The following is a 21,868-nucleotide window of genomic DNA, read 5'->3' as shown; positions in this document are numbered from 1 at the left end:
AACTTGTACCGATAAAATAAAAAAGCCGCTAAAATAGCGACTTCAATGGGGTCATGATCTTGTCTCTCGATATAAAATTCCCTTATTTATTGTTGGATGCTACTCCATCCATTTACATCACATTGTCCACAATCATTATCACCCACAGCAACCACCGTACCATCCGATTTCAGTCCAATCGTATGGGCACATCCCGCCGAAACAGCCAATATGTCGCTCCAGTCGTTTATGCTACATTGGTTATACTTGTTGTTACCAACCGCTGTTACCGTTCCGTCTAATTTTAGACCAACTGTATGCCAGTCACCCGTCGTGACCGATACAATATCATGCCAGCTGCTCACGTTGCATTCCCCTTCATTATTTCGCCCCACCGCCACCACGGTGCCATCTGATTTAACCCCAACAGTTCGGCACCAACCTGCCGAAACGGTTACTATATCGCGCCATTCGCTTACATTGCATTGGTCATGCTTATTCCAACCTATAGCTGTTACCGTACCATCAGATTTAAGACCAACGGTATGGGCATTACCGGTATTCGTAGCCATATGAACATTACCAGCAGCAACTGCGACAATATGGCACCAATCGCTTACCTTACATTGACCGTATTTATGATCACCCACCGCTATTACTGTTCCGTCAGATTTAAGAGCAACGGTATGACGACGACCTGCCGCTATGGTACAGTTACGGAACCGTTTCGTCTCAAACACTGCTTCCTTCCGTGAATTGTAGTCCATATCTTCCTCCTCTCCACTAATTGAAGGCAAATTTACATTTCCTCTACGTTGTTAGATCGCACTGCTACAAAAGAAAGGCTCGTACAGGCTGGGTATTATTACTTCCCTGCCCAATACGAGCGTCTACGTCATATTGCACTCAAACGGTTGATCCAGGTGTGTATTTTTAGCAATCGTTTCATTTCATGTCGCGATAGTCTAATAGATCCTTCAAATTTGAGATTTTCTGTAACAGCTGTTCACCGACATTGGTTTCCCTCACTAGTTTCCGTGCCAGTTCTTTGTCCACCAATCTTTTTAGAGATAACACGTCCGTTCCGTTACATAAGACATCTTCTTTTGAGTTAAATTTCTTATGGGCGACAAGTTGCATGCCAAAGGAATTGTACAACAAGGTATATCCGGCAATTCCCGTTGTGGATTGATAGGCTTTGGAAAAACCGCCGTCAATCACGATCATTTTTCCGTTTGCTTTAACAGGGCTCTCTCCACTAATTTCTTTGACTGGTGTGTGGCCGTTAATGACATGTCCATGATCTGGATTCAAATCAAACTCCTGCAAGATTTTTCGACAGATCTCTTCATTTTCACGTAAATGGTAGTACGGATTCTTTCTCTCTTTATGTGCTTCTTTATCTTGGATAAAATACCGTTCAAAAGTGGTCATTTCTCTCTTTCCAAAGAGCGAGGAACATTCTCCTGTCCAGATGTACCATACCATATCCGTCGCCAGATCTTCTGTCTCTTCCGGATGCGCAAAGGCGTAACGTAGATAATCTTCAAAAACATCAAGCAATTGACGGCCCGCATATGTCTTGTCTTCAATCTGCAGTTCTTCCATATTTCCTTCTTCATCCAAAGGAATACAGCCGTGGATTAACAAATTCCCGTTGTATTTTAAATAAAGGCTGCCCTTTTTCATGAGAAAATTCATATGTCTGGCCATCTTTTCGGAATGCTGAACGGAAAACAACAGCTTTTCCATCACCTGACGTTCTTCCTCCAGCAATTGTTCAGGTTTCTGCGGATTTACGGTTGCGAAACAGGTGTTTTCCAGCAGGTACGTTTTACCGCAGATATTGATTTCATTGTTGTCGTAATCAATCTGCTCCAGCAAAAGTCTTTCAGACATATTAAAGTATGGGCGTCTCTTGATAATCGGGATTTCAAGTTTAAACTGGATCATGGCAATGGCTTGGTGAATTTTGGTGATCTGCAGAATTTCCTGCTCCGATACATTATGGCCAGCCTGCAGCTTAGGTCTGAAGGACGGATTGTCTTCATAATATTTCTCCGCCAGGTTTAGCAGTGGGCGCAGATTGATTCCGTATACATCTTCAATGATGTCCAGATTGTCGTATCTGGCGCAGATCCGAATAATATTCGCAAGACAGACCAGGGAACCTGCGTAGGCTCCGATCCAGAGGACATCATGGTTCCCCCACTGTATGTCTACAGAATGGTAGTTGATCAGCGTATCCATAATTTTATCGGGGTACGGCCCCCGGTCATAGATATCTCCAACCACATGAAGATGGTCAACGACCAGGCGCTGTGTCGTATAAGCAAGTCCGATAATGAGATTGTCCGCCTGGCCCAAGGATATAATTTGCCGATATATTTCCTCGTAATAAGGATTCTTATTGTTGGTCGAATCCGTCTTGTATAAAAGCTCTTCTACAATATATACATATTGCTCCGGCAGAGCTTTACGCAATTTTGAGCGTGTATACTTGGAAGAGGCATAAGAAATAAGCTTAAGCATGTGTTCAATTGTTAGTCTGTACCACTGGTTCAAAGCCTGTTTATTGCTCAGTTCCCCTATAACCAGCTGTATTTTTTCTTCCGGGTAATAAACTAACGCCGCAAAATCATTGATTTCTTGATCTGTCCAAACCTCCCGGAATAATTCTTTGATTTTCTCTTTGACGGTACCCGAACCGTTTCTTAGTACATGCTGAAAAGCGTGGAACTCCCCATGCAAATCACTGACAAAATGTTCGGTTCCCTTTGGGAGATTGGAGATCGCTTCAAGGTTGATGATCTCTGTTATGATTTTTTCTTCCGTATCATATTTCTCGGCCAATAAATCTAGAAACTGCTCATCCAAAACAGATGTCCCCCTTCAAGGAAGTATGATGTTGTATAGCCGGGTCCAAAAGCTTTAGACCTATATCAAATTACACTCTATACTTGGCATTGATTATATGATAATTATCAGCAACGCCTTCCCCCATCATACTCCAGTTCATCATATATGAACAAATTTCATTGAATGGATTTGAATGAACCATGTTTTGTAGTTATTTTAGGAATAAGAAGTGTGTTCAATCTGCTCTGGTCCCTTGAAATTTTTTTACTAACTGCTATTTTACACAATGAAAAATAAACGATCTATTCTGAGAATTTGCTTGTTTGAATTCCCAATCACCATATGTTTTAATTTTTGAAAAACCGATTTGTTTCAGCGACTCATCGAATTCTTCTTGATTTCGAAACCTCAGCTGCATTTTTTCATGAACTAACACTTTGTCTGTTTTAGTATTTTTTACTATTTCATAGAAAGTGTAAATATCTCCCTCAAACCCTTCATATTCTGTATAAATTTCTAAAGGATCTCCGCTTAGTCTATCTTTAGCTAAGTCAGGAGTTTTGTCCTTCTCCCATTCTTCCCATCCTTTTACCAAAGGGTTTCTTGTATCAAAAATAAAGTGACCCCCGATTTTTAGGGATCGGAATACGTCTGAGATTACTCGTTTCCAGCTGTCATCTGTAAGAAATACCTGTGCAACATTCGCTGTCATAATTACCGCATCATAGGTATTGGTTTGTAAATCCGCACTATCACCTATAATCCATTCCACACTTTCAGAATTATCTTTACTTCGCGCTATTTCAATCGCTTCTTCATTGGGATCTATAGCGGTAATTTTATAACCGTACTGAACAAGATGAGTAGTCCATCTTCCTGTTCCACAGCCCAGGTCAGCTACAGATTCTACTTGTAATCTCTTTAACAATGAAAGGAAAAATTCATCGTCTTTTCCCCAATGGTTAATCTGGTCATATACTAATGGAATCATAAATAATGTCTCCTCACTTTCAACAGCATTTTACTGTGCTCAAGAGTTTGATGTCTCGTACATAAGCTATACGGTTTTATTTTCACTCTGTGAACCAAAAACTACCCTAGTTGCTTCTATAAAAGATAACATGATTGGTGAAAGCCACTTGTCTTTATGCCACAACATCTGTGTATATACCTGCAAGTCCGGAATTTTCCATGGGAGGACAACAAGTTCTCCACGTTCAACTTCAGATTCCGCGACGATCTCAGGAAGAAAGGCAATACCGATTCCTGAAATTGCACATTGTTTAATGGCTTCAGCACTTTGAAACTCTAAATATGTAATGCTATCAATGCCCTCTTTCTCAAATGACCGATCAAACATCGTCCGATAGGGACAACCCTTCTCATTTGTCAGGAACACTTCATCATGAAAATCTTCCAATTGCAGCACAGTTCGTTTGGCGAGTGGGTGATCTGGAGCAGCTAACAATCGGAAATGTTCTTCCAGCAAGGGTTCCACGGAAAGTCCACTCGAGCGAATGGGTTCATCCAACATATAAACAATATCCGTGGTTCCCTCAAAGAGCGTTTGCTTGAGCTCTTGATTCGGAACTGAGCGGAAAATTAGGCGAACTCCCGGATGCTGCGAACGAAACCGTTGGAAGATAGGTGGAAGCCGGTAGGAGCAAATAACCTCATTGGCACTTATCGTTAAAGTACCACTTAGTTTTTCATTATCATGGACAGCACTTCGAGCTTCGTCCATTTTTTCGAGAACGCCTTGGGCGTGTGTTAAAAAGCGTTTACCCGCAGTTGTGAGCGCGAGTTGCTTGCCCAACCGATCAAAGAGGCGAACCCCTAGCTCATCTTCCAATGCTTTAATTTGCATCGTGACGTTGGAAGGAACGTAGCTCAGCGCTTCTGCTGCCCGCGTGAAATTCAAAGTTTTTGCAACCGTACAAAACGTATTCAGTTGACGGAATTCCATCCGATGATCCCTCCTTCATCTTTCAATTTTATTGAATACTATCTTTAATTATATTCACTTTTATTGAGAGTATCACAGCTCTATACTGAGTACAAGAGATCACAGTGAACATGTGGTTTTTCATTTTGAAGGGAGCAATTATACGATGGATTATGAAATTTTTAATTTGGGTGATGTACTCTTACAATCAGGAGTGACGTTACCAAACGCTTATCTCGCTTATCAAACTTACGGAAAATTAAATGAACAGAAAGATAATGTTATTGTCTATCCAACGGCTTTTGGAGATCAGCATATTCAGAATGAATGGCTCATTGGCAGCGGGATGGCACTGGATCCAGAGAAATATTTTATTATCGTTCCCAATTTGCTGGGCAATGGGCTCTCTTCCTCTCCCAGTAACACGCCTCCTCCATTCGATCGGGCTAACTTTCCACAGGTAACCATCTATGACAACGTTCGATTCCAGCAACAACTGCTGACCGGAAAATTCGGTATTGAAAAGATTGCTCTCGTCGTCGGGTGGTCGATGGGCGGCATTCAGGCATTTCAATGGGGGGCAAGTTACCCGGAGATGGTTGAACGAATCGCACCTTTCGGAGGCATCGCCAAACCTTGGCCACACACATTTGTGGTCCTGGAAGGCGTGAAAGCTTCACTGCTATCTGCAGTCGGCTTCGACTCAAATAAATTAAACCAACTAAGTTCTACAGACATGCGTGCCGTTGGTCGGGTCTATGCAGGATGGGGACTATCACATGCATTTTATAGAGAAGAGCATTACCGTGAGATGGGATTTGACACATTGGAGGATTTTGTAGCTGGTGTCTGGGAAAATAGCTTTATGAATATGGATCCGCATAATGTTCTGGCCATGTTATGGACAGGCCAACATGCTGATATCAGTGCAAACCCCTCCTATAACGGAGACTTTGATAAAGCACTTCAGAGCATAAAAGCACTTGCCTGTATCATGCCGGGAAGCACGGATCTCTTCTGCACAGCGGACGATAATGAATATGAAGCTAAGCGTATACCTAATGCTGTCTTGAAACCAATTCAATCGATCTGGGGCCATTTTGCCGGTCGTGGAATCAACAGTGCCGATAATCAATTGATTGATGACAATCTAAAACACTTGTTGTCACTTAGCACTAATGAATAGATCGTCACTTGCATTGGGAATTCAGTGAAGAGAAGCGTTGATCTTTCGGAGGGAGAGCTCCCCCCCGAGCAGTGGTGTTGTTGAGTGATGATGTAGAAATTAAGGAACCAGCAATAATGAAGTTGAGGACCTTATTCCGATGTTTCTTTTGCATCCTCTGCCAGTCTCATCTCTATGTCTTTCATCTTTAATTCCACCGGATAGCTCACTCTGGTTGCCATTATAAACACACCTCCAAGATGATCTTGAAGGTGTGTTTAATTAATACATATTCCTAATGATTATAACTGCAATTAAGTAAGTACAGTCATCGCCTCTCTTGTGAATGGAACCAGATCATCAATACGTCCTTCTTGAATTTTCTTAACCCATTCAGGGTCGACTAGAAGAGCACGGCCTACAGCAACCAGATCAAACTCATCATTCTGAAGTCGTTGTACCAATCCCTCGATACCGACGTTACTTGCGCCTTTACCTTCTGTGAACAGACTTGTAAAGTCACCATCAAGACCAATCGATCCAACAGTAATTGTTGGTTTACCAGTCAGTTTTTTGGTCCATCCAGCAAAATTCAGATCAGACCCTTCGAATTCCGGCTCCCAGAAACGGCGTGTGGAACAGTGGAAAATATCGACTCCAGCTTGAACCAACGGTGCAAGAAGCTGCTCTAGTAATTCCGGTGTTTCAGCCAATTTAGCCTGATAATCATCTGTCTTCCACTGAGATAAACGCAGTACAATAGGGAATTCCGATCCCACTACTTTACGGCAAGCCTCAATCACTTCAACTGCAAAACGTGTGCGAGCCATCATATCTCCACCGTAACGATCTGTACGAGAGTTGGTTTTCTCATACAGGAATTGGTCGATCAGATAGCCGTGTGCTCCATGGATTTCAACACCATCGAACCCAACGCGTTTCGCTTCTGAGGCTGCTTGTGCGAATTCCTGAACGATTGTAGCAATCTCAGCTTCCGAATAATCATTAACATGACCTTTGGCTCCCATATGCCAGATCTGTGGAATAATTCGACCGCCAGCTTCATGTACTTCAGATACAACATGTGCCCAACCATTCATTGCAGCTTCGCCATAAAAGTGCGGCACATTGGCTTGATTGGATGCATCCGGATGATTAATTATTGTCCCTTCTGTTACAATAAGTCCCACTGCGTTCTCTGCTCTACGGCGGTAATAGCCCGCAACATTCGAACCCGGGATACCGTCCGGAGAAAATTGACGCGTCATCGGCGCCATCACGATCCGATTGGATAACTTCAAGTGACCTAACTCTACAGGTTGGAACAATGCTTCTACGGATTGAGAATAATTCATAATAACCTCCACATATTTCGTTTTATATAAATTGACCTAGGAGATGTTAAACAGCAACCAGCCTGGTTAACAGCTAGACGTTATTTCCAAATGAATCAATACACGATTTTTATCGAAAAGCTCCACCTCCTTCAAGGTTTCGTGGTGTATTAATCCGCCTTCAATTATTTTTGACTTCGTAGTCAAGAATTTCACAAAAAAAAGATCAAGACATGATCATGCCAAATGAAGTACGCAGAACCGTCTCGATCTGTTCACGGGATGAACCTGATTTCTCCATAACTCTCACACCAAGAATGGTGTTATTTAGATAAGATGCAAGCTCTATACTCGTATACCGGTTGGAAATTAACTGTTGTTTCTGGCCACTACGTATGATCTTCTCTAATACCAGTTGAATCTCTTCTGCCATGAGCTCAGCTTCTCGTGTGACCTGCTCGTCATCTGTTCCGAATTCGAGTGATGCATTCACAATTAGACACCCTTGGCAGCTAGTTTCATCGTCTAAAAGGGAATATCGTAAGGTATCCAGTTTATCAACGGGAGACGAATCCAGGGCTTCAATCTGTTTCAGTTTCGCTATAACCTGTTCACGGTAAAGTGCCAGCGCCTTCAGGAACAACGATCGCTTGTCTTTAAAAACACAGTACAAACTTTGCTTTTTGACTCCTGTAGTACGCGTAAGGTCCTCATAAGAAGTTGCTTTGAAGCCTTGATTCCAGAACACTTCCATAGACTGGTGTAATACACGATCGACATCAAATTCTCTTGGTCTGCTCATGGGATTAATGTATCAGTTATTGACCATGCAGTCAAGAACTGATCATTTTACATCCTGTTTGAAAACTGTTTATGTTTTTGTCGTTCGCATACCTGGCGTATATTCACAAAATTCATCTATCCTGCCCGTTAACGTAATGAAGGCTGCCGGCTAACACAGGCAGCTTCATTTTCGTCGTTTATTCAATTATAATTTCTACGTTAGCGCAATAAAGCATTAACTTTTAATATCTTCTTTAGCCTTTTGTCTATATCTTGTATTCATGTCTTGAACTCTGTTTATATTATAACGTTATCTAGAACGGGAAATTACACTAACCTACTCCTTAGTTTAACAAAAATTTTTCTCCTTTAAGATATTTCCTAAAATAGTTTTCAATAACTGATGGAAAACTTGCCGCTAAGGATTGTTGTTCAGTTGGATTTAGTGAATGGAATGCGAAAGTCCTAATGATTGACCAAATAAAAAATGCTTCTAATAACTCGACATAATTCTCTTCCAGTTGATTTACTTTGCTATACGATGAAATAAATACTTTCCTATTATCAGATGAAAGATGCAAAAATGTTTCAGCCATATCAAATAAATAAAAGCCATAGCCACAATTCGAAAAATCTATAGGTTGAGGAGTATTGTCATAAAATACATAGTTACTCTCATGAAGGTCAGAATGAATAACTCCCCAGTTACTTGGCAAAGGTTTATAATTTTGTATCACATTTGCTATTTTATGTGCTGACTCTTCCACATGAACAAACACTTCACTTGGGATAAGCTCTAAATTTACTAACCGTTTTAATTGATTTAGTGATGAATATAAATGATCAGAATTGTATATTGGTCTATTAAAGCCTTCAGGTGCATTCCACTGCATAGAATGTTTATGTAGAGCCGCCATTAAGAGAGCTAAATTTTCAGTTTCATTACTTGTTGGCTCTCTTTGAAGTACGCTTCCATGAATCCAATGATGAATAGTCGCCATGATTGTATTTTCGCTAAGATCAGTTGAGATTTCTGTTACCAGATCACCTTGAAGATTTCTAACAGGTGCAGGTACGACGAGATTTGTATCTTTAACCAAAGCTTCAAGCCAAATAAGCTCTGATGCGATATTCCCTTTTGATTGAATGGAAATTGTTGAGATATGGATTTTGATAAGAAACTTTTGATGATCATCGTTGGTCTGAACTTGAAATGTAACATTATCACTCTTTCCGAGATACAGAAGTTTTTCCCAATAGATTGGGTATTGATGTAAAGCTTCTTTCGCCACCTTCGCATAATCTTCTTCAGAAAGCATAGTATCCACTCCAGTTAATGTGATTTTTACTTTACAATTTTACCAAGTGAACTTTATTTTATGGTGATAAAAGTTGATTATAACTAAACTTTACTGCCCGGCCGATCCTGTTGATCGGCGGTCCCCTTTGGTTTCATGGAACTATTGTTTCCCTTTAGTTCAATCGACCTTCTTCGTTTACGATACTGTCCTCCGTGTTGTCTGTAACAGCAAGTTTTAGAGCCATCCTATGAGGGATGACCCTTTCGCTTTGTTATACAATCGTATACTTAGGACAATCGTTACGTTTTCTTTACTGATATCAGATCCTACCCTGTGTATGCCATGGCATCCCATTGTACCGATAAAATAAAAAAGCCGATAAATTAGCGACTTCAATAGGACTATCTTCTTGTCTTTCGACTAAATATTAATCCAAAAGGCTGTAGATCTGAATGCTCTCTACCTTGGCATCCTTGATATGAAACGACATTACATCCACATAATTGGATGGCTCGTAACGGTAGTCATCTTCCTCATTAGGGGCTCCATCACCAAGCAGTTTCCCCTCGGGGTAGGCGTCTTTGAGTGTATCCAGACTATCTCCTGCTTTAATGTTTCGCACTGTCGTGTACTTAGGATCTGTGATTTCGATATGAAAGATGGAGTCTTGTTTTCCTTCCGGTATACTGATTGTTTTAATCTCCAGACCAGGATACGTATAGACCTTTTCTGTAAAACCGATTAACGTATCCATGTTGGTTCCATCGTCGGCACTGTACGTATGAGATTTCAGGTTATCCGGTTTGCCCAGCATCTGTTCCATCTGGTCTTCATTCGCTGTATCCGAAATCGCAATGGTGTGCTCATTATAGACAAAAGCAAGCTCCTTCAGCACCACATTGCCTTCCTTCTCCATCGAACCTTCTTTAATAGCTTCAGTACCCTTTTCTTCCGAACTTTCGGAAGCAGGCGCAGGAGAATTGGTTGCTCCTTCGCCTTTGCTCTGTTCATTCGCTGTGTTCTGTCCGGTTGCTGGGGGCGTAGCATCATTGGACTGACAGCCCGCTAATGCCACCGTTAGTAGAGCACCTAGTACGATAACACCTGTTGCTTTGTTTATCAATTTCATCATGATCCCTCCATAAATGTGTGATTTGTTCTTATGAAGTGATTATAAATAAAACATTTGTTAGTCTCATAACAGAAATGTACCAATCTTGTAACGTTAATTATTTACGATTGTGTTTCCGCACGGGGCAACACAATCGTAACGGTTGTTCCTTCCCCGATTTGACTTTCCATGTCAATATAACCATTAAACCGCTCGACAATCTCCTTGCAAATAGAAAGCCCAAGACCTGAACCGTTCGCTGTGCTAGCATTTTTGGCCCGGTAAAAACGTTCCTGCACTCGCTCCAGCTCCTCGCCCGAGATACCGATCCCTTGATCACGTATCCGTATAACTACCTCACTTGGCGTATGTTCCAACTTCAATTCGATTAGCGATGGACTGCCTGAATATTTGATGGCATTGTCCACAAGGTTCGCGATCGCATGGGACATCAGCATTGGATTCACGTTGGCGTAAACTTTTGTCGTACCCTCATCATCTGGTTCTTCCTCCACTTGACTGACTCTGATCTCGATACCTTTATCCTTAGCCTTGGCTCCCATATTCATTGTGACTTCCTGAATAAGTTCATTCATTTCCGTTGTCTCGACTTCCAGTTCGTTAGAACCAGCCTTGTCGAATCGGGATAACAACAACAGTTCATTAATCAAGCGTGTCAGCCGATCCGATTCCTGCAGCAGATGAGCATAGATTTTTTGCAGCTCCTTGTTCTCAGTCTCCCCTTCAACCAAGTATTGAGAGAAACCACGAATGGCTGCCAAGGGTGTTTTTAACTCGTGAGATACGTTGGAGACAAATTGTTTCTGATACTGAATGTAATCATGAAGCTGCCGCCCCATGGAATCCAGCCCATCTGCCAGCATGCCCAGCTCATCCTTCCGGTTTAGATGAACTCTACGAAACTCCTGTCTAGAGAAACTTTGCGCAGCGCTAAGCAACAGTTTAATCGGCTTGGTTGTGTTGCGGGCAATCCACAGACTGGATAACGTAATCAGTATAATAAATCCGCCTGCGCCGACAAACAGGATATAACGGATTTGATCCATAATCGCATAAAAGTAGGAAATATCCTCCACGAACTCATACACATAAGCGTTTTCGTAGAATTGATCCTGAATGGGCGTCGCAAAATAAAGCAGATGATCTTCCGTGACGGTGTAGGTATAACTGCCGCTCAGGGCTTTCTCTATATTTTTGTCAAAAATAAGCGGTTTGGCATCATTAATGATGATGCCATCCACAGCCAGGCCCAGCAACTGCTTGGAGCTGTCATAGATACGTACTTCCTTGCCTGAAGCTTTCAGCTTCTCTAGAGCAAGTCTGACAATTTCCTTGGTCTGGGGCTCTCCTGAAGATGACCTATGTTGCGACAACACCTCACGGAAGGACAACTCGGACAGATCCGCTTTCTCCATCATCTGTTTCTCAATGGTAATGAAGCTGTAGTAATCGATGGCTTTATTCACCGCAAAAATGATGATGCCAAAGGACAGCACGGAGAAAAATAAATAATTCAGCAGTAACCGGGTTGCATACTTCAGGCCTCGCCACCTCCAAGTTGATAGCCAAATCCATAGATCGTCCTGACATACTTCGGTTCGTCCGCGTTATCCTCCAGCTTCTTCCGTAACCGCATGATGGTCATATCCACACTGCGACTGTCTCCCATAAAATCATATCCCCATCCGATCTGCAACAGCTCATCCCGGGTAAAGATTTTGTCTGGCCTTTTGAGTAACGTTTCCAGAATTTTAAACTCTTTAGCCGTTAAAGACACGGGTACACCGTTTTTCAGCACCCTGCGGCTTTCCAGATCAAATGTCAGCTCTTCATGAATGATGCGTGTAGATTTCACCTCTGTTCCTTCACTTGATTCTTCCTTGCTCTCGTTTCTTCTCAGAATGACCTTGATCCGAGCGAGCAATTCACGGTTGTCAAAGGGTTTGGTCATGTAATCTTCCGCCCCTAGCTCGAGTCCCAATACCTTGTCAATCACCTCGTTTTTGGCAGAGAGCATGATCACAGGAACGGCACGTTTCCCGGTAATTTCCTTACACAAGTCATATCCGGAGCAGTCTGGCAGCATCAGATCAAGTACCACTATATCGGGTTGAAAAGAGTCGAGCAGCTGCAAGCCCGTTTTGCCGTCCTCTGCGGTCTGCACATCGTAGTTTTCTCGCCTTAGCACCAGCTCAATTAAATCTCGAATTGCGATTTCATCATCAATGACTAGGATTTTCTTCAACTGTACACCCCTATCTAGCCCTGTTTTCACCAGCTTTAATCAACTATTAACCCATCTTAGCACAGGCGATTTAGATTCCTCCACCCGCAGGAAGATGAGGTATATTCAAACGAACCCTACATAACCTGTAATAACCCCGAAGAAAGAAGAACAATCCATGGATCTGCTCTGGGTACTCATTGTTGGTGGACTTATTGGCTGGTTAAGCGGCAACTTGATTGGGCGGGACGTACCGGGCGGTGTACTTGGAAACATTATTGCGGGTTTTATCGGTTCCTGGTTAGGAACGGAATTGCTGGGACCAAGGGGGCCGGTGATTGGCGGATTTCATATTATTCCCGCCATCGTTGGCTCGATTATTGCTCTGCTCATCTTCTTCGCTCTGGCACGCGGCGGAGCCTTCCGAAGACGTTAACCAAGAGAGACGGGAACTATACCGTCGTTCATTAAGGATAAACACAAAAGGACCGAAAGCATTCATCGATGGAAGATGAACATTTACGGTCCTTTTTTATTTTTTGAACAAAATCGCAATCAGTATGATGGTTGATTTTCGTTTTAAACGGTACGAGGTCCATAAGCACTAAGAAAGACGCGTACGCCTTCAGTGATGATACGTTTGGTTTGTTCCTCTTCGAATGCCTCTGTTTTTCTAGGTTGATTAAATACCAATAAAAACGTTAATGCAGCGAAGTGCTTTGTAGCCATTTCAGGATCGGGCACATGGAGCAATCCGGTTTGTCCAAACTCTGTAAACCTCCTGATAATCCCCTCTTCAGTTGCGTTATCCAGCCTATCAAAAAACGAGTCTGGCAGGTTGGCGGCTTCCACCATAACCAGACGGATCAAAGCCATGTAATCGGACGAACCGTTCGCAGAAGCTACGATTTGTTCGCAAAATAAGATGAGCGCCTGCTTCAGATCCTCGAATTCCAAGAGGTGATCTGAAATCCCTTGCTCAATCATGTCAAGAACCGCCAAACTGGATTCTTCAACAACGGCAAGCAGTAGATTCTGTTTGTCGCCATAATAATCATAAACTGTCCGTTTGGAAACTCCCGCTTTAGCTGCGACCGCATCAACGCTGGATCGATCAAACCCATCGGAAAGAAACAGGTCTCGTGCTGCCGCCATAATTTTAGCTCTTTTGTCTGAAGAGCCTTTGCGGATTTTCTTGTTTTCCGTATGATCCATTCTTACGTGCCCCCTTATAGGTATACCATCAGAAATTAATTAGAGTTCCGTTCTGTTTACAAATTACACTGCACGGTGTAGTATAGCAAATGTAGCATATCAAATCAATGAACAAGGAGGATTCTATTCATGAATAGCAAGCCGTCTTTTGTTGATGTTCTTATTGTCGGGGCAGGACCTACAGGGCTTACACTTGCCTGTGATCTCGCCCGTCGAAACATCAACCATCGTATTATTGAACGAAGCTCCTTATTTAACGTTGCTTCTCGCGCCAAAGGAATACAGCCTCGCTCGCTTGAAGTCGTCGATGATTTGGAGGCCGTCCACTACATTATTGACACAGGTGTTGTGGATTTGCCTGTTCGTTATTATACCGCAGATGGCAGGAGTGTGGACAAGCCGGCTATTACCGTTGCATCCAGCCCCGAACTTGAAACACCCTATCGTGATCCGGTTTGGATTGCTCAATATGATGTGGAAAAAGCATTGCGCGACCGATATGCAGTGCTTGACGGTCAAGTTGAGTTGGGCATGGAAGCCATAAGTCTTGTTCAGGATGAGGATGGTGTAACGATAACCGTGAATACACCACAAGGAGAAGAGCAAATTCGCGCTCGTTATGTAGTCGGCGCTGACGGAGGCAAAAGCAATATCCGCAAATTTATTCACTTACCGTTGGTTGGGGAAACACACGATCATGAGCGATGGTATCTTGGCGATGTACGATTGGAAGGGTTAGATCGTGACCATATCCATATCTGGACTTCTTCGGAGGGGATGGTCGGGGTGACGCCGCTGCCAAAATCCGATATTTGGCAACTGCAGGCTACAATTCCGGAAGACATCGAAGAACCAGAGCAGCCGTCGCTAGAGGCGTATCAAGCCATGTTTGACCGTCGCGCCGGGGCCGACCGTGTTCGGCTCACAGATGCTTCTTGGCTGTCCATCTATCGGGTCAACGTTCGTATGGTCGAATGTTACCGCAACGGCCGGGTCTTCCTTGCCGGCGATGCTGCTCATGTTCATTCGCCGGCCGGTGGTCAAGGCATGAATACGGGGATGCAGGACGCGTACAATCTCGGCTGGAAGCTGGCGGCTGTGATGCGGGGAGCGGACACCGCCTTACTCGACACGTACGATGAGGAGCGCCGCCCAGTGGCTCAATCTGTTCTTGAGGACAGCACGAAGAAGATGGGAGTGGTCATAGGAACGGCGACTGAAGGCGGAGGGTTGTCCCAAACTTTGAGCACCATATCCGACGATCTGACGAGCGGGCTACTCATTTCCTATCGCTCAAGTTCGCTTATCCGTCGTTCTGCTCGAACAAATGCTACCCGTTCATTTCCTGGGGATCGTGCTCCTAATGCTACGGGCCTGCAAGGCACCGGATTTGCAGGAAGTCTCTTTGACCTATTGCGAGGCCCACACTGGACGCTTTTGGCTTTTGCAAGCAGCATCGATCCTTCGCTGAAGAACTTCACCAACAATGAACTCCATATGCATTATATCCTGCCATCCCACGTGGAGGGGGCGGCGGAAGGTATAATAGACACAGCAGGTAATGCCTATCGAATTTACGATGTAACAAATAAAGAACTCATATTGATTCGTCCCGACGGTTACATTGCAATGCGTACCTCCATTGATGATATTTCATCGATTTTGAATTACTGGAATTCCATTTATCTGGCAACTGATTTGGATAGGGCCAGCGGGAAATAAGATTAATCAAGAGGAAATTAAAGAGGGCAACTTTTGTCACCAAAAGCGGCCCCCTTCCTTTCACTTCAATCCATTTTTAAATTTACGCAATGTTACAATCCAGACTACTGAAAAATCGTTCAACAAAAACATCACCATATAGTTTCTTCATATGCGCTGTGTTAAAAATATATTGTTCCATAGGCTCAAGCTTGCGGAGACTGCGTACAAGTACTTTCCGATCATCGTCAGATAGATTAGGGTCATCATCTATCTTCGTCAGAGCATTTTTCACACGTGCGGATACCTGTTCAACATACACATGGTTTTTGGATTTTGGCGGAATACATTGCGTCAGGTCACAGTTCACAAAACGAACATCGTCAAGGATGCAGTTTTCAAAATTGGCAATTAACTTTTGGTGGCCATTTCCCTCAAACGTAATATCCACTAGCTTGCCGGTAAAGGAGCAATTGACGATATTCGCCGCTTGTAAAACCCGGTCATTGAATCTACATTTATAAAAAGTACAGTCGATAAACGTAGCATTCTCCAATGTCATCCCTATCACCCTATCATATCTACAGAATCTTTTTCATTATAATAACCTTATTTTGGAGTTGAATTCTCGTTGGAATCCCCCTCTCATTTTACTCTAAAATGAGCATAGCTAAACAAGAACCTAACTTTAGATGTATGCTTAATATACTTCTAAATCTTAACAGAAATGTTGCTTTGCATGCTGACGATAAAATGGATAGCGCATCAGCGGCTTATCACAATGCCCCATCTAAAAAGGGAACGAATAAACCGACGGGTGTTTCATTACACGGCGGTTTGTTTTAATTTATCAACAGCTAGCTTTCCGAAATATTACAAGTCGGACTAGCACATACTAAGGAACAGTTGGCTAAGCTTACATAACGGAGGGTCTCATCATGGTATTTACAATCACAATTATCATCGTTGTACTGTTTGCAATATGGGGAGCCGTCGCTCCTGCTCAGCTGGCGGATGTGGCTAATGTTGCCTACAACTTCTCTATTCAGAATTTTGGCTGGTTTTATTTGCTAGCGACACTGTTCTTCCTGATCTTTGCTTTCTATCTTGCGTTCAGCCGATTTGGCGGTATTAGGCTGGGGGATGACGATGATGAGCCGGAATATTCTACGGTTTCCTGGCTGTCCATGCTGTTTAGCGCTGGTATGGGCATTGGGCTGGTTTTCTGGGGAGTTGCTGAACCGCTGTCCCACTATTTATCTGCACCGGAGGGCGCGGTACCCGAAACAACGCAAGCAGCAAGACTTTCAATGCGTTATTCCTTTTTCCACTGGGGGCTTCATCCTTGGGCTATCTATACCGTCATCGGCTTGGCGCTCGCTTACTTCCAGTTCCGGAAAGGCTACAAAGGACTGATCAGTTCCACCTTTATTCCGCTGATCGGTGAACGTCTTGCTGCAGGCTGGCTTGGTAAGATCATTGATATTCTTGCAGTCATTGCAACGATCTTCGGTGTTGCAACCTCTCTTGGATTGGGTGCGCTTCAGATCGGTGGGGGTCTGAATTACTTATTCGGTATTCCAAACTCGACGCTGTCCCAGATTGTCATTATCTCAATTGTTACCGTACTGTTTTTGATCTCGGCAACCTCCGGTCTGGATAAAGGTATTAAGATTCTGAGCAACACCAATCTGGTTATAGCTGTGCTATTGATGGTGTTTGTATTGGTGACTGGACCGACTTCTTTTATATTTGACACATTCACGACAACATTGGGCAGTTACATGCAGAATATTATTAACATGAGTTTGAGACTGACACCGTTCTCAAGAGAAACCTGGATTGGAGCATGGACGTTATTTTACTGGGCATGGTGGATCGCATGGGCTCCCTTTGTTGGCACGTTTATCGCAAGGGTATCCCGAGGAAGAACCATAAAGGAGTTTGTAATTTACGTCATGGTTTTTCCAAGCCTGTTCGGATTTATCTGGTTCTCCGTTTTCGGTGGAACAGGACTTCACCTCGAATTGTTTAATGCCGCCCATTTGGCGGAGGCCGTCAAACAAGATACAACAACCGCTTTATTCCTTACACTGGAGCAGCTACCTTTGGGTACGATCATAGCATTTATCGCTACACTCCTGATCATGACCTTCTTTATTACGTCGGCTGATTCGGCTACCTTTGTGCTGGGTATGCTGTCTTCAGATGGCAAGCTGGACCCGAGTACGAGAGTGAAATTAACCTGGGGAATCATGCAGTCCGCCATCGCGGTAGTCCTACTGATCAGCGGGGGGTTGAACGGTCTACAGACGGCCTCCATTGTGGCCGCACTGCCGTTCGCTGTTGTTCTTATTGGTATGTGTTTCTCCCTGCTCAAGGCTCTGCAAGCTGAGGACAGAGAGCGCCGTCAGAAAGAAAAACGGCAGCGCCAAAAACTGAAACGACTGCTGGAGGAACAAGAACACTCGCTGAATGAAATTCCCGGCAGGTAATGTATACTTGATGTTAAAAACAAACAAAAGCCCGCGTCGTTGCGGGTTTTTGTTTGTTTCATGTATTGAGTTTTTGGGATCTGTCATGAATTCTGTTTGAACCCCAGGCGGAATGATTTCTAACACTTATTCATACTATGAACGTTCCCCAGTTCCCGAAGGAGTTAATGTACAATGAGGACTGGACAACTTGATAGCTGTGAAACCTTGTGGCTGACACTTCCAAGCATCATTTCCTTAACGCCCCTAAGCCCACGGCTTCCGATAATAATAAGTTGCTGCTCGGTATCCTTTGCATAATTCAATATTTCATGCCCAGGATCTCCCTTAAGATGAACAGTTTCCGGGTTAATCCCCGCAGACTTTAATTTAGATTTGGCTTGATGCAACTGTTCCAAACTGGCTTTCTCCATTTCGTTCAGTATGTCTTCCAAAAAATTCTCTGGTACATATGTCATGCCATTTGACACATAATCCTGGCTGACATTAACCAAGGTAACTTGAGTTTGTTTATTTTGGGTTATTTCAACGGTTGCATCAAGGAGTTTGTTCGTTATTTCAGATTTATCAATGGCCACCATAATTTTGTCAAACATAGTTATCATCCTTTCCGTGGCAATTCGTAACCATTTCGACTACCTACAACACGATTACTTGCTGCTCCTATACCAACTATAAATAGTAACACGGAAGCCCCAAGAAGAATGAAAAGTGGCAGGTTCCAACTATTTGTTGCATCGTGCAGATATCCTATAAGGGCTGGACCGATTGCGGCAAGAAGATATCCGATCGATTGGGCCATGCCAGATAGTTCCGCTGCTTGATGCGCATTATCAGTGCGTAACCCGAAAAACATCATGGCCAAACTAAAGGCGAAACCTCCACCAATTCCGAGTATGACGATCCACAACAGAATGACATTAGAACTTCCGTAAAGAAGTCCGAGCGTCCCCGTCAAAAGCAAAATGGTTGTGATAACCACTAACAAACGTTGGTTAGACATACGCCCGGCAATAACAGGGACAATAAAGGTAAATGGAAGCATCGCTAACTGCATGATCGAGAGGTACCATCCAGATTGGTTGGAGTCAATTCCTTGCTGCTTTAAAATTTCAGGCAACCATGCGATCAATACATAGAAAACCATAGACTGTATACCCATGAACAAGGTTACTTGCCAAGCAAGCGGGGATCGCCAAACATTCACATCGTTGCTTGCCATTTGTTGACTCGTCTTGGCGGTTTGTTTTGTTTGATTTCTTAATTGGGGTAACCAACAGAGGATTGATACAAAGCTTAGAATCCCCCATATTCCCAATGCTCCCTGCCATTTTAGCCCTGCGTTCATGGCTAGCGGTACACTGATTCCCGATGCGATTGCTCCACATAAATTCATTGAAATGGAGTAAACCCCTGTCATGGAACCAATTTTATTTGGAAAATCCCTTTTGATTATACTTGGCAATAATACATTACATATGGCAATGGCGAATCCAAGAACTGCTGTTCCAATAAACAGATTAACTGCGCCAGATAAAGATCGTATTACAATACCAACAGTCAGAAAGATTAGGGCAATCAAAATGATACGCTCAACCCCATACCTCCGTCCTAATTTTGGTACAAGAGGTGATAACACAGCAAAGGCAAGCAAGGGTACCGTTGTGATCAGGCCTGCTAATGTATTTGAAATATGAACGTCATCCCTTATAAAACCTACTAAAGGACCAACTGAGGTTAAGGGAGTACGTAAATTAGCTGCAATAACAATAATGCCGAGAATGATCAGCGCTACAGAGGATGGCACGAATTTTTTATTTTGTTTATTCGGCATTCTTCATTTCTCCTTCCTGAATTCCTACGTCTTATATTTGCTTCTTGTTGGCTGAAAAACTTTGTTATAACATCCGCGCGAATAATGAAAGTATAGTATAAGATACTTTTATAAACAATAATTATTTTATAACATACTAAAATTGAATAAAAAAATACAACTCTGAATTCCCGTCATGGAATTCGGAGTTGCATTTAATAAGTGGATTTTCGACGACTAGAAACCATATTTTAAGGATATATGGAGCACTGTTTCGTTATTCGTATGATTGGTATAAGCGTGGGGATAATCTGCACGAAAACTGATCGTATCATATTGATTCAATGTGTACATCTCTCCATTAACTTGTAACTCGATGGAACCCGTCATTACTGTCGCAATTTCAGTTGTATTCACATGATGACCTTCAGGGTAATACGAGCTATTAGGCTGTAAGTATGCCCGACACATTTCAATATCGTTGCTTTTAAAGACGGGTTCAATGACCCAATTTTTTTCATCATTAGAAAACCGCAGTCCCTCCCCTGCTCGATACAAACTAACGGGTTTCTCTGATGTGAACAAAGCCAATAGCGGTAAAGATATTCCTTTTGAAATTTTCCATATGATAGCCAAAGTTGGATTTGTCTCACCACGTTCGATATTCCCCAGAGTAAGTTTGCTTACACCCGTTAATTCTGATAAGTCGTCTAAGGTCATGTTTTTTTCTTTTCTATACTTTTTTAATGCACCGCCGATTTGTAATACAATTTGTTTTGACTCATCGATTTCATCCATTTGATATTCTCCTCAACAAAAAAACTATATAGCTAGTATATTGTTTATCAAGATTCTTTTCCATTCCGGTTCAATAGAACGTAATGAAATCTTCTTGATAAAATTGTATTAAAAGGATAAAATGACGAGCATCAACGGTTTTATTTGAAGAATGGTAGCTTATGAAAGGTGGTTTAGCAATGAAAATTCTCATCGTTGGCAATTTTAGCGAGACCTCAAAATCCAATATTGCAGGGAGTTTTCCGCAAGACTGGAACGTTGTAATTGTTCCGCCCGGAAAAGAAATGCTGCATCATATTGAAGATTGCCAGGTAATCATTCCTGAACATATTAAAGTGGACCATAGCCTGCTTTCTAACGCAAAAAAATTGAAATTGGTACAGACGGGTGCAGGATTTGATAATGTGGATGTCCCTGCCTGTACACAGCTCGGCATTTGGGTGGCCAATGCTGCAGGAGTGAATGCACAGGCAGTGGCCGAGCACGTCATGGCACTGTTATTGTCTTATTATAAAAACATACCGTCTCTTGATACTTTCATGAAAAATAAGATGGATGAAAATCAATTGGACTATACAGGGAGTGAATTGAAGGGAAAAACGATTGGAATTATCGGTTTGGGTGCAATTGGAAAAAAAGTAGCTGCGTTTTGCAGGGTTTTTGATATGAATGTACTGGCGTATGCGAGAAATGCCACTGTACAATCGGACGATTTTGTGAAAAAGACGGATTTTGATACTCTTGTAAGCACATCGGACATAGTTAGTGTACATGTACCCTTGAATGAACAAACCAAACAGCTAATTAACAAAGCGGCATTCAAAAAAATGAAAAATACTGCTCTTTTTATCAATACAGCCCGCGGCGGCATTGTCAACGAAAGAGATTTGATTGATGCATTAAAAAACGGGGATATTTCAGGCGCATGCCTGGATGTGATTGAATCTGAACCGCTTCCTATTGACAGTGAGCTCCGGAATCAGGGTAATGTGATACTTACTCCACATACAGCGGGAATGCCTGATGGTCGGAAATTTCATAAAACAAGATATGATTTCTTTATAAAGAATATAAAACGTGTAGAAAATGGTGAGGAGCCTGAAAGCAAGCTCAATCAGTTATGA

General features: G+C 42.7%; 19 protein-coding genes and 1 pseudogene. 5 read left to right on the top strand and 15 right to left on the bottom strand.

Features of this window, described 5'->3' with window-relative positions; all coding sequences use genetic code 11:
- Window positions 1-95 precede the first annotated feature (95 nt).
- The 4 genes and pseudogenes from AC4E8D_RS16930 to AC4E8D_RS16915 all read right to left on the bottom strand — a co-directional run.
- A pseudogene (locus AC4E8D_RS16930) lies at window positions 96-746 on the bottom strand (RCC1 domain-containing protein); the annotation flags it as partial.
- Between the two features lie 178 nt (window positions 747-924).
- Window positions 925-2,856, bottom strand: a complete 1,932-nt coding sequence (locus AC4E8D_RS16925; RefSeq protein WP_221821424.1) for a fructose-1,6-bisphosphatase — start codon at window positions 2,854-2,856, stop codon at window positions 925-927.
- 256 nt (window positions 2,857-3,112) lie between these two features.
- A complete protein-coding gene (locus AC4E8D_RS16920) occupies window positions 3,113-3,829 on the bottom strand; it encodes a class I SAM-dependent methyltransferase (protein ID WP_221821423.1) in 717 nt (238 codons plus the stop codon).
- Between the two features lie 66 nt (window positions 3,830-3,895).
- Window positions 3,896-4,804: a LysR family transcriptional regulator gene (locus AC4E8D_RS16915; RefSeq protein WP_221821422.1), complete on the bottom strand. Its 909-nt coding sequence runs from the start codon at window positions 4,802-4,804 to the stop codon at window positions 3,896-3,898.
- Window positions 4,805-4,949: 145 nt separating this feature from the next.
- Here AC4E8D_RS16915 and AC4E8D_RS16910 point away from each other — a divergent pair, with 145 nt between their 5' ends.
- Window positions 4,950-5,969 carry an alpha/beta fold hydrolase gene (locus tag AC4E8D_RS16910; protein WP_221821421.1) on the top strand — a complete coding sequence of 340 codons (1,020 nt, stop codon included), beginning with the start codon at window positions 4,950-4,952 and terminating at the stop codon, window positions 5,967-5,969.
- A gap of 293 nt (window positions 5,970-6,262) precedes the next feature.
- On the opposite strand, the gene AC4E8D_RS16905 is transcribed toward AC4E8D_RS16910, so the two are convergent.
- The 6 genes from AC4E8D_RS16905 to AC4E8D_RS16880 form a co-directional block, all read right to left on the bottom strand.
- Complete coding sequence (locus AC4E8D_RS16905) at window positions 6,263-7,303, bottom strand: NADH:flavin oxidoreductase (protein WP_221821420.1); 1,041 nt, start codon at window positions 7,301-7,303, stop codon at window positions 6,263-6,265.
- A gap of 205 nt (window positions 7,304-7,508) precedes the next feature.
- Window positions 7,509-8,084 carry a TetR/AcrR family transcriptional regulator gene (locus AC4E8D_RS16900; protein ID WP_221821419.1) on the bottom strand — a complete coding sequence of 192 codons (576 nt, stop codon included), beginning with the start codon at window positions 8,082-8,084 and terminating at the stop codon, window positions 7,509-7,511.
- 325 nt (window positions 8,085-8,409) lie between these two features.
- Complete coding sequence (locus tag AC4E8D_RS16895) at window positions 8,410-9,384, bottom strand: phosphotransferase enzyme family protein (RefSeq protein WP_221821418.1); 975 nt, start codon at window positions 9,382-9,384, stop codon at window positions 8,410-8,412.
- A 409-nt stretch (window positions 9,385-9,793) separates the two neighbouring features.
- Window positions 9,794-10,498: a hypothetical protein gene (locus AC4E8D_RS16890; RefSeq protein WP_260632760.1), complete on the bottom strand. Its 705-nt coding sequence runs from the start codon at window positions 10,496-10,498 to the stop codon at window positions 9,794-9,796.
- Window positions 10,499-10,599: 101 nt separating this feature from the next.
- Entirely contained in the window at window positions 10,600-11,994 is a 1,395-nt protein-coding gene (locus AC4E8D_RS16885; protein ID WP_221821417.1) for a sensor histidine kinase, read from the bottom strand.
- Between the two features lie 41 nt (window positions 11,995-12,035).
- Complete coding sequence (locus AC4E8D_RS16880; RefSeq protein ID WP_127549319.1) at window positions 12,036-12,743, bottom strand: response regulator transcription factor; 708 nt, start codon at window positions 12,741-12,743, stop codon at window positions 12,036-12,038.
- Window positions 12,744-12,900: 157 nt separating this feature from the next.
- Between AC4E8D_RS16880 and AC4E8D_RS16875 the strand changes: the two genes are divergently transcribed.
- The gene (locus tag AC4E8D_RS16875; RefSeq protein WP_024630063.1) at window positions 12,901-13,158 is read left to right on the top strand and encodes a GlsB/YeaQ/YmgE family stress response membrane protein; all 258 of its coding nucleotides are present in this window, start codon (window positions 12,901-12,903) and stop codon (window positions 13,156-13,158) included.
- A 143-nt stretch (window positions 13,159-13,301) separates the two neighbouring features.
- Here AC4E8D_RS16875 and AC4E8D_RS16870 read toward each other — a convergent pair whose 3' ends face one another.
- On the bottom strand, window positions 13,302-13,937 hold the full coding sequence (locus AC4E8D_RS16870) for a TetR/AcrR family transcriptional regulator (RefSeq protein WP_221821416.1): 636 nt from the start codon (window positions 13,935-13,937) through the stop codon (window positions 13,302-13,304).
- Between the two features lie 129 nt (window positions 13,938-14,066).
- Here AC4E8D_RS16870 and AC4E8D_RS16865 point away from each other — a divergent pair, with 129 nt between their 5' ends.
- Window positions 14,067-15,659, top strand: coding sequence for an FAD-dependent monooxygenase (locus tag AC4E8D_RS16865; RefSeq protein ID WP_490204970.1), 1,593 nt, complete (start codon window positions 14,067-14,069; stop codon window positions 15,657-15,659).
- 82 nt (window positions 15,660-15,741) lie between these two features.
- Here the strand turns inward: AC4E8D_RS16865 and AC4E8D_RS16860 are convergent, their stop codons facing one another.
- Window positions 15,742-16,200, bottom strand: a complete 459-nt coding sequence (locus AC4E8D_RS16860) for a pentapeptide repeat-containing protein (protein ID WP_221821414.1) — start codon at window positions 16,198-16,200, stop codon at window positions 15,742-15,744.
- A gap of 376 nt (window positions 16,201-16,576) precedes the next feature.
- Between AC4E8D_RS16860 and AC4E8D_RS16855 the strand changes: the two genes are divergently transcribed.
- Window positions 16,577-18,133 carry a glycine betaine uptake BCCT transporter gene (locus tag AC4E8D_RS16855; protein ID WP_221821413.1) on the top strand — a complete coding sequence of 519 codons (1,557 nt, stop codon included), beginning with the start codon at window positions 16,577-16,579 and terminating at the stop codon, window positions 18,131-18,133.
- Window positions 18,134-18,297: 164 nt separating this feature from the next.
- Here AC4E8D_RS16855 and AC4E8D_RS16850 read toward each other — a convergent pair whose 3' ends face one another.
- The 3 genes from AC4E8D_RS16850 to AC4E8D_RS16840 form a co-directional block, all read right to left on the bottom strand.
- Complete coding sequence (locus AC4E8D_RS16850) at window positions 18,298-18,729, bottom strand: universal stress protein (RefSeq protein ID WP_221821412.1); 432 nt, start codon at window positions 18,727-18,729, stop codon at window positions 18,298-18,300.
- Between the two features lie 5 nt (window positions 18,730-18,734).
- Entirely contained in the window at window positions 18,735-19,967 is a 1,233-nt protein-coding gene (locus tag AC4E8D_RS16845) for a CynX/NimT family MFS transporter (RefSeq protein WP_221821411.1), read from the bottom strand.
- A 216-nt stretch (window positions 19,968-20,183) separates the two neighbouring features.
- A complete protein-coding gene (locus AC4E8D_RS16840) occupies window positions 20,184-20,744 on the bottom strand; it encodes a helix-turn-helix domain-containing protein (protein ID WP_221821410.1) in 561 nt (186 codons plus the stop codon).
- 179 nt (window positions 20,745-20,923) lie between these two features.
- Between AC4E8D_RS16840 and AC4E8D_RS16835 the strand changes: the two genes are divergently transcribed.
- Window positions 20,924-21,868, top strand: coding sequence for an NAD(P)-dependent oxidoreductase (locus AC4E8D_RS16835; protein ID WP_490204969.1), 945 nt, complete (start codon window positions 20,924-20,926; stop codon window positions 21,866-21,868).

The sequence above is a fragment of the Paenibacillus sp. SRL342 genome (assembly GCF_984798905.1).
Note: the sequence above shows the minus strand (reverse complement) of the source record. Positions and strands in the feature narration are given on the sequence as shown.

Bases quoted from the DNA above. Each gene is read 5' to 3' on its own strand.
- AC4E8D_RS16920 (WP_221821423.1), bottom strand. From the start codon at position 3,829: ATGATTCCATTAGTATATGACCAGATTAACCATTGGGGAAAAGACGAT.
- AC4E8D_RS16915 (WP_221821422.1), bottom strand. From the start codon at position 4,804: ATGGAATTCCGTCAACTGAATACGTTTTGTACGGTTGCAAAAACTTTG.
- AC4E8D_RS16910 (WP_221821421.1), top strand. From the start codon at position 4,950: ATGGATTATGAAATTTTTAATTTGGGTGATGTACTCTTACAATCAGGA.
- AC4E8D_RS16905 (WP_221821420.1), bottom strand. From the start codon at position 7,303: ATGAATTATTCTCAATCCGTAGAAGCATTGTTCCAACCTGTAGAGTTA.
- AC4E8D_RS16900 (WP_221821419.1), bottom strand. From the start codon at position 8,084: ATGAGCAGACCAAGAGAATTTGATGTCGATCGTGTATTACACCAGTCT.
- AC4E8D_RS16895 (WP_221821418.1), bottom strand. From the start codon at position 9,384: ATGCTTTCTGAAGAAGATTATGCGAAGGTGGCGAAAGAAGCTTTACAT.
- AC4E8D_RS16890 (WP_260632760.1), bottom strand. From the start codon at position 10,498: ATGATGAAATTGATAAACAAAGCAACAGGTGTTATCGTACTAGGTGCT.
- AC4E8D_RS16875 (WP_024630063.1), top strand. From the start codon at position 12,901: ATGGATCTGCTCTGGGTACTCATTGTTGGTGGACTTATTGGCTGGTTA.
- AC4E8D_RS16870 (WP_221821416.1), bottom strand. From the start codon at position 13,937: ATGGATCATACGGAAAACAAGAAAATCCGCAAAGGCTCTTCAGACAAA.
- AC4E8D_RS16865 (WP_490204970.1), top strand. From the start codon at position 14,067: ATGAATAGCAAGCCGTCTTTTGTTGATGTTCTTATTGTCGGGGCAGGA.
- AC4E8D_RS16860 (WP_221821414.1), bottom strand. From the start codon at position 16,200: ATGACATTGGAGAATGCTACGTTTATCGACTGTACTTTTTATAAATGT.
- AC4E8D_RS16855 (WP_221821413.1), top strand. From the start codon at position 16,577: ATGGTATTTACAATCACAATTATCATCGTTGTACTGTTTGCAATATGG.
- AC4E8D_RS16850 (WP_221821412.1), bottom strand. From the start codon at position 18,729: ATGTTTGACAAAATTATGGTGGCCATTGATAAATCTGAAATAACGAAC.
- AC4E8D_RS16845 (WP_221821411.1), bottom strand. From the start codon at position 19,967: ATGCCGAATAAACAAAATAAAAAATTCGTGCCATCCTCTGTAGCGCTG.
- AC4E8D_RS16840 (WP_221821410.1), bottom strand. From the start codon at position 20,744: ATGGATGAAATCGATGAGTCAAAACAAATTGTATTACAAATCGGCGGT.
- AC4E8D_RS16835 (WP_490204969.1), top strand. From the start codon at position 20,924: ATGAAAATTCTCATCGTTGGCAATTTTAGCGAGACCTCAAAATCCAAT.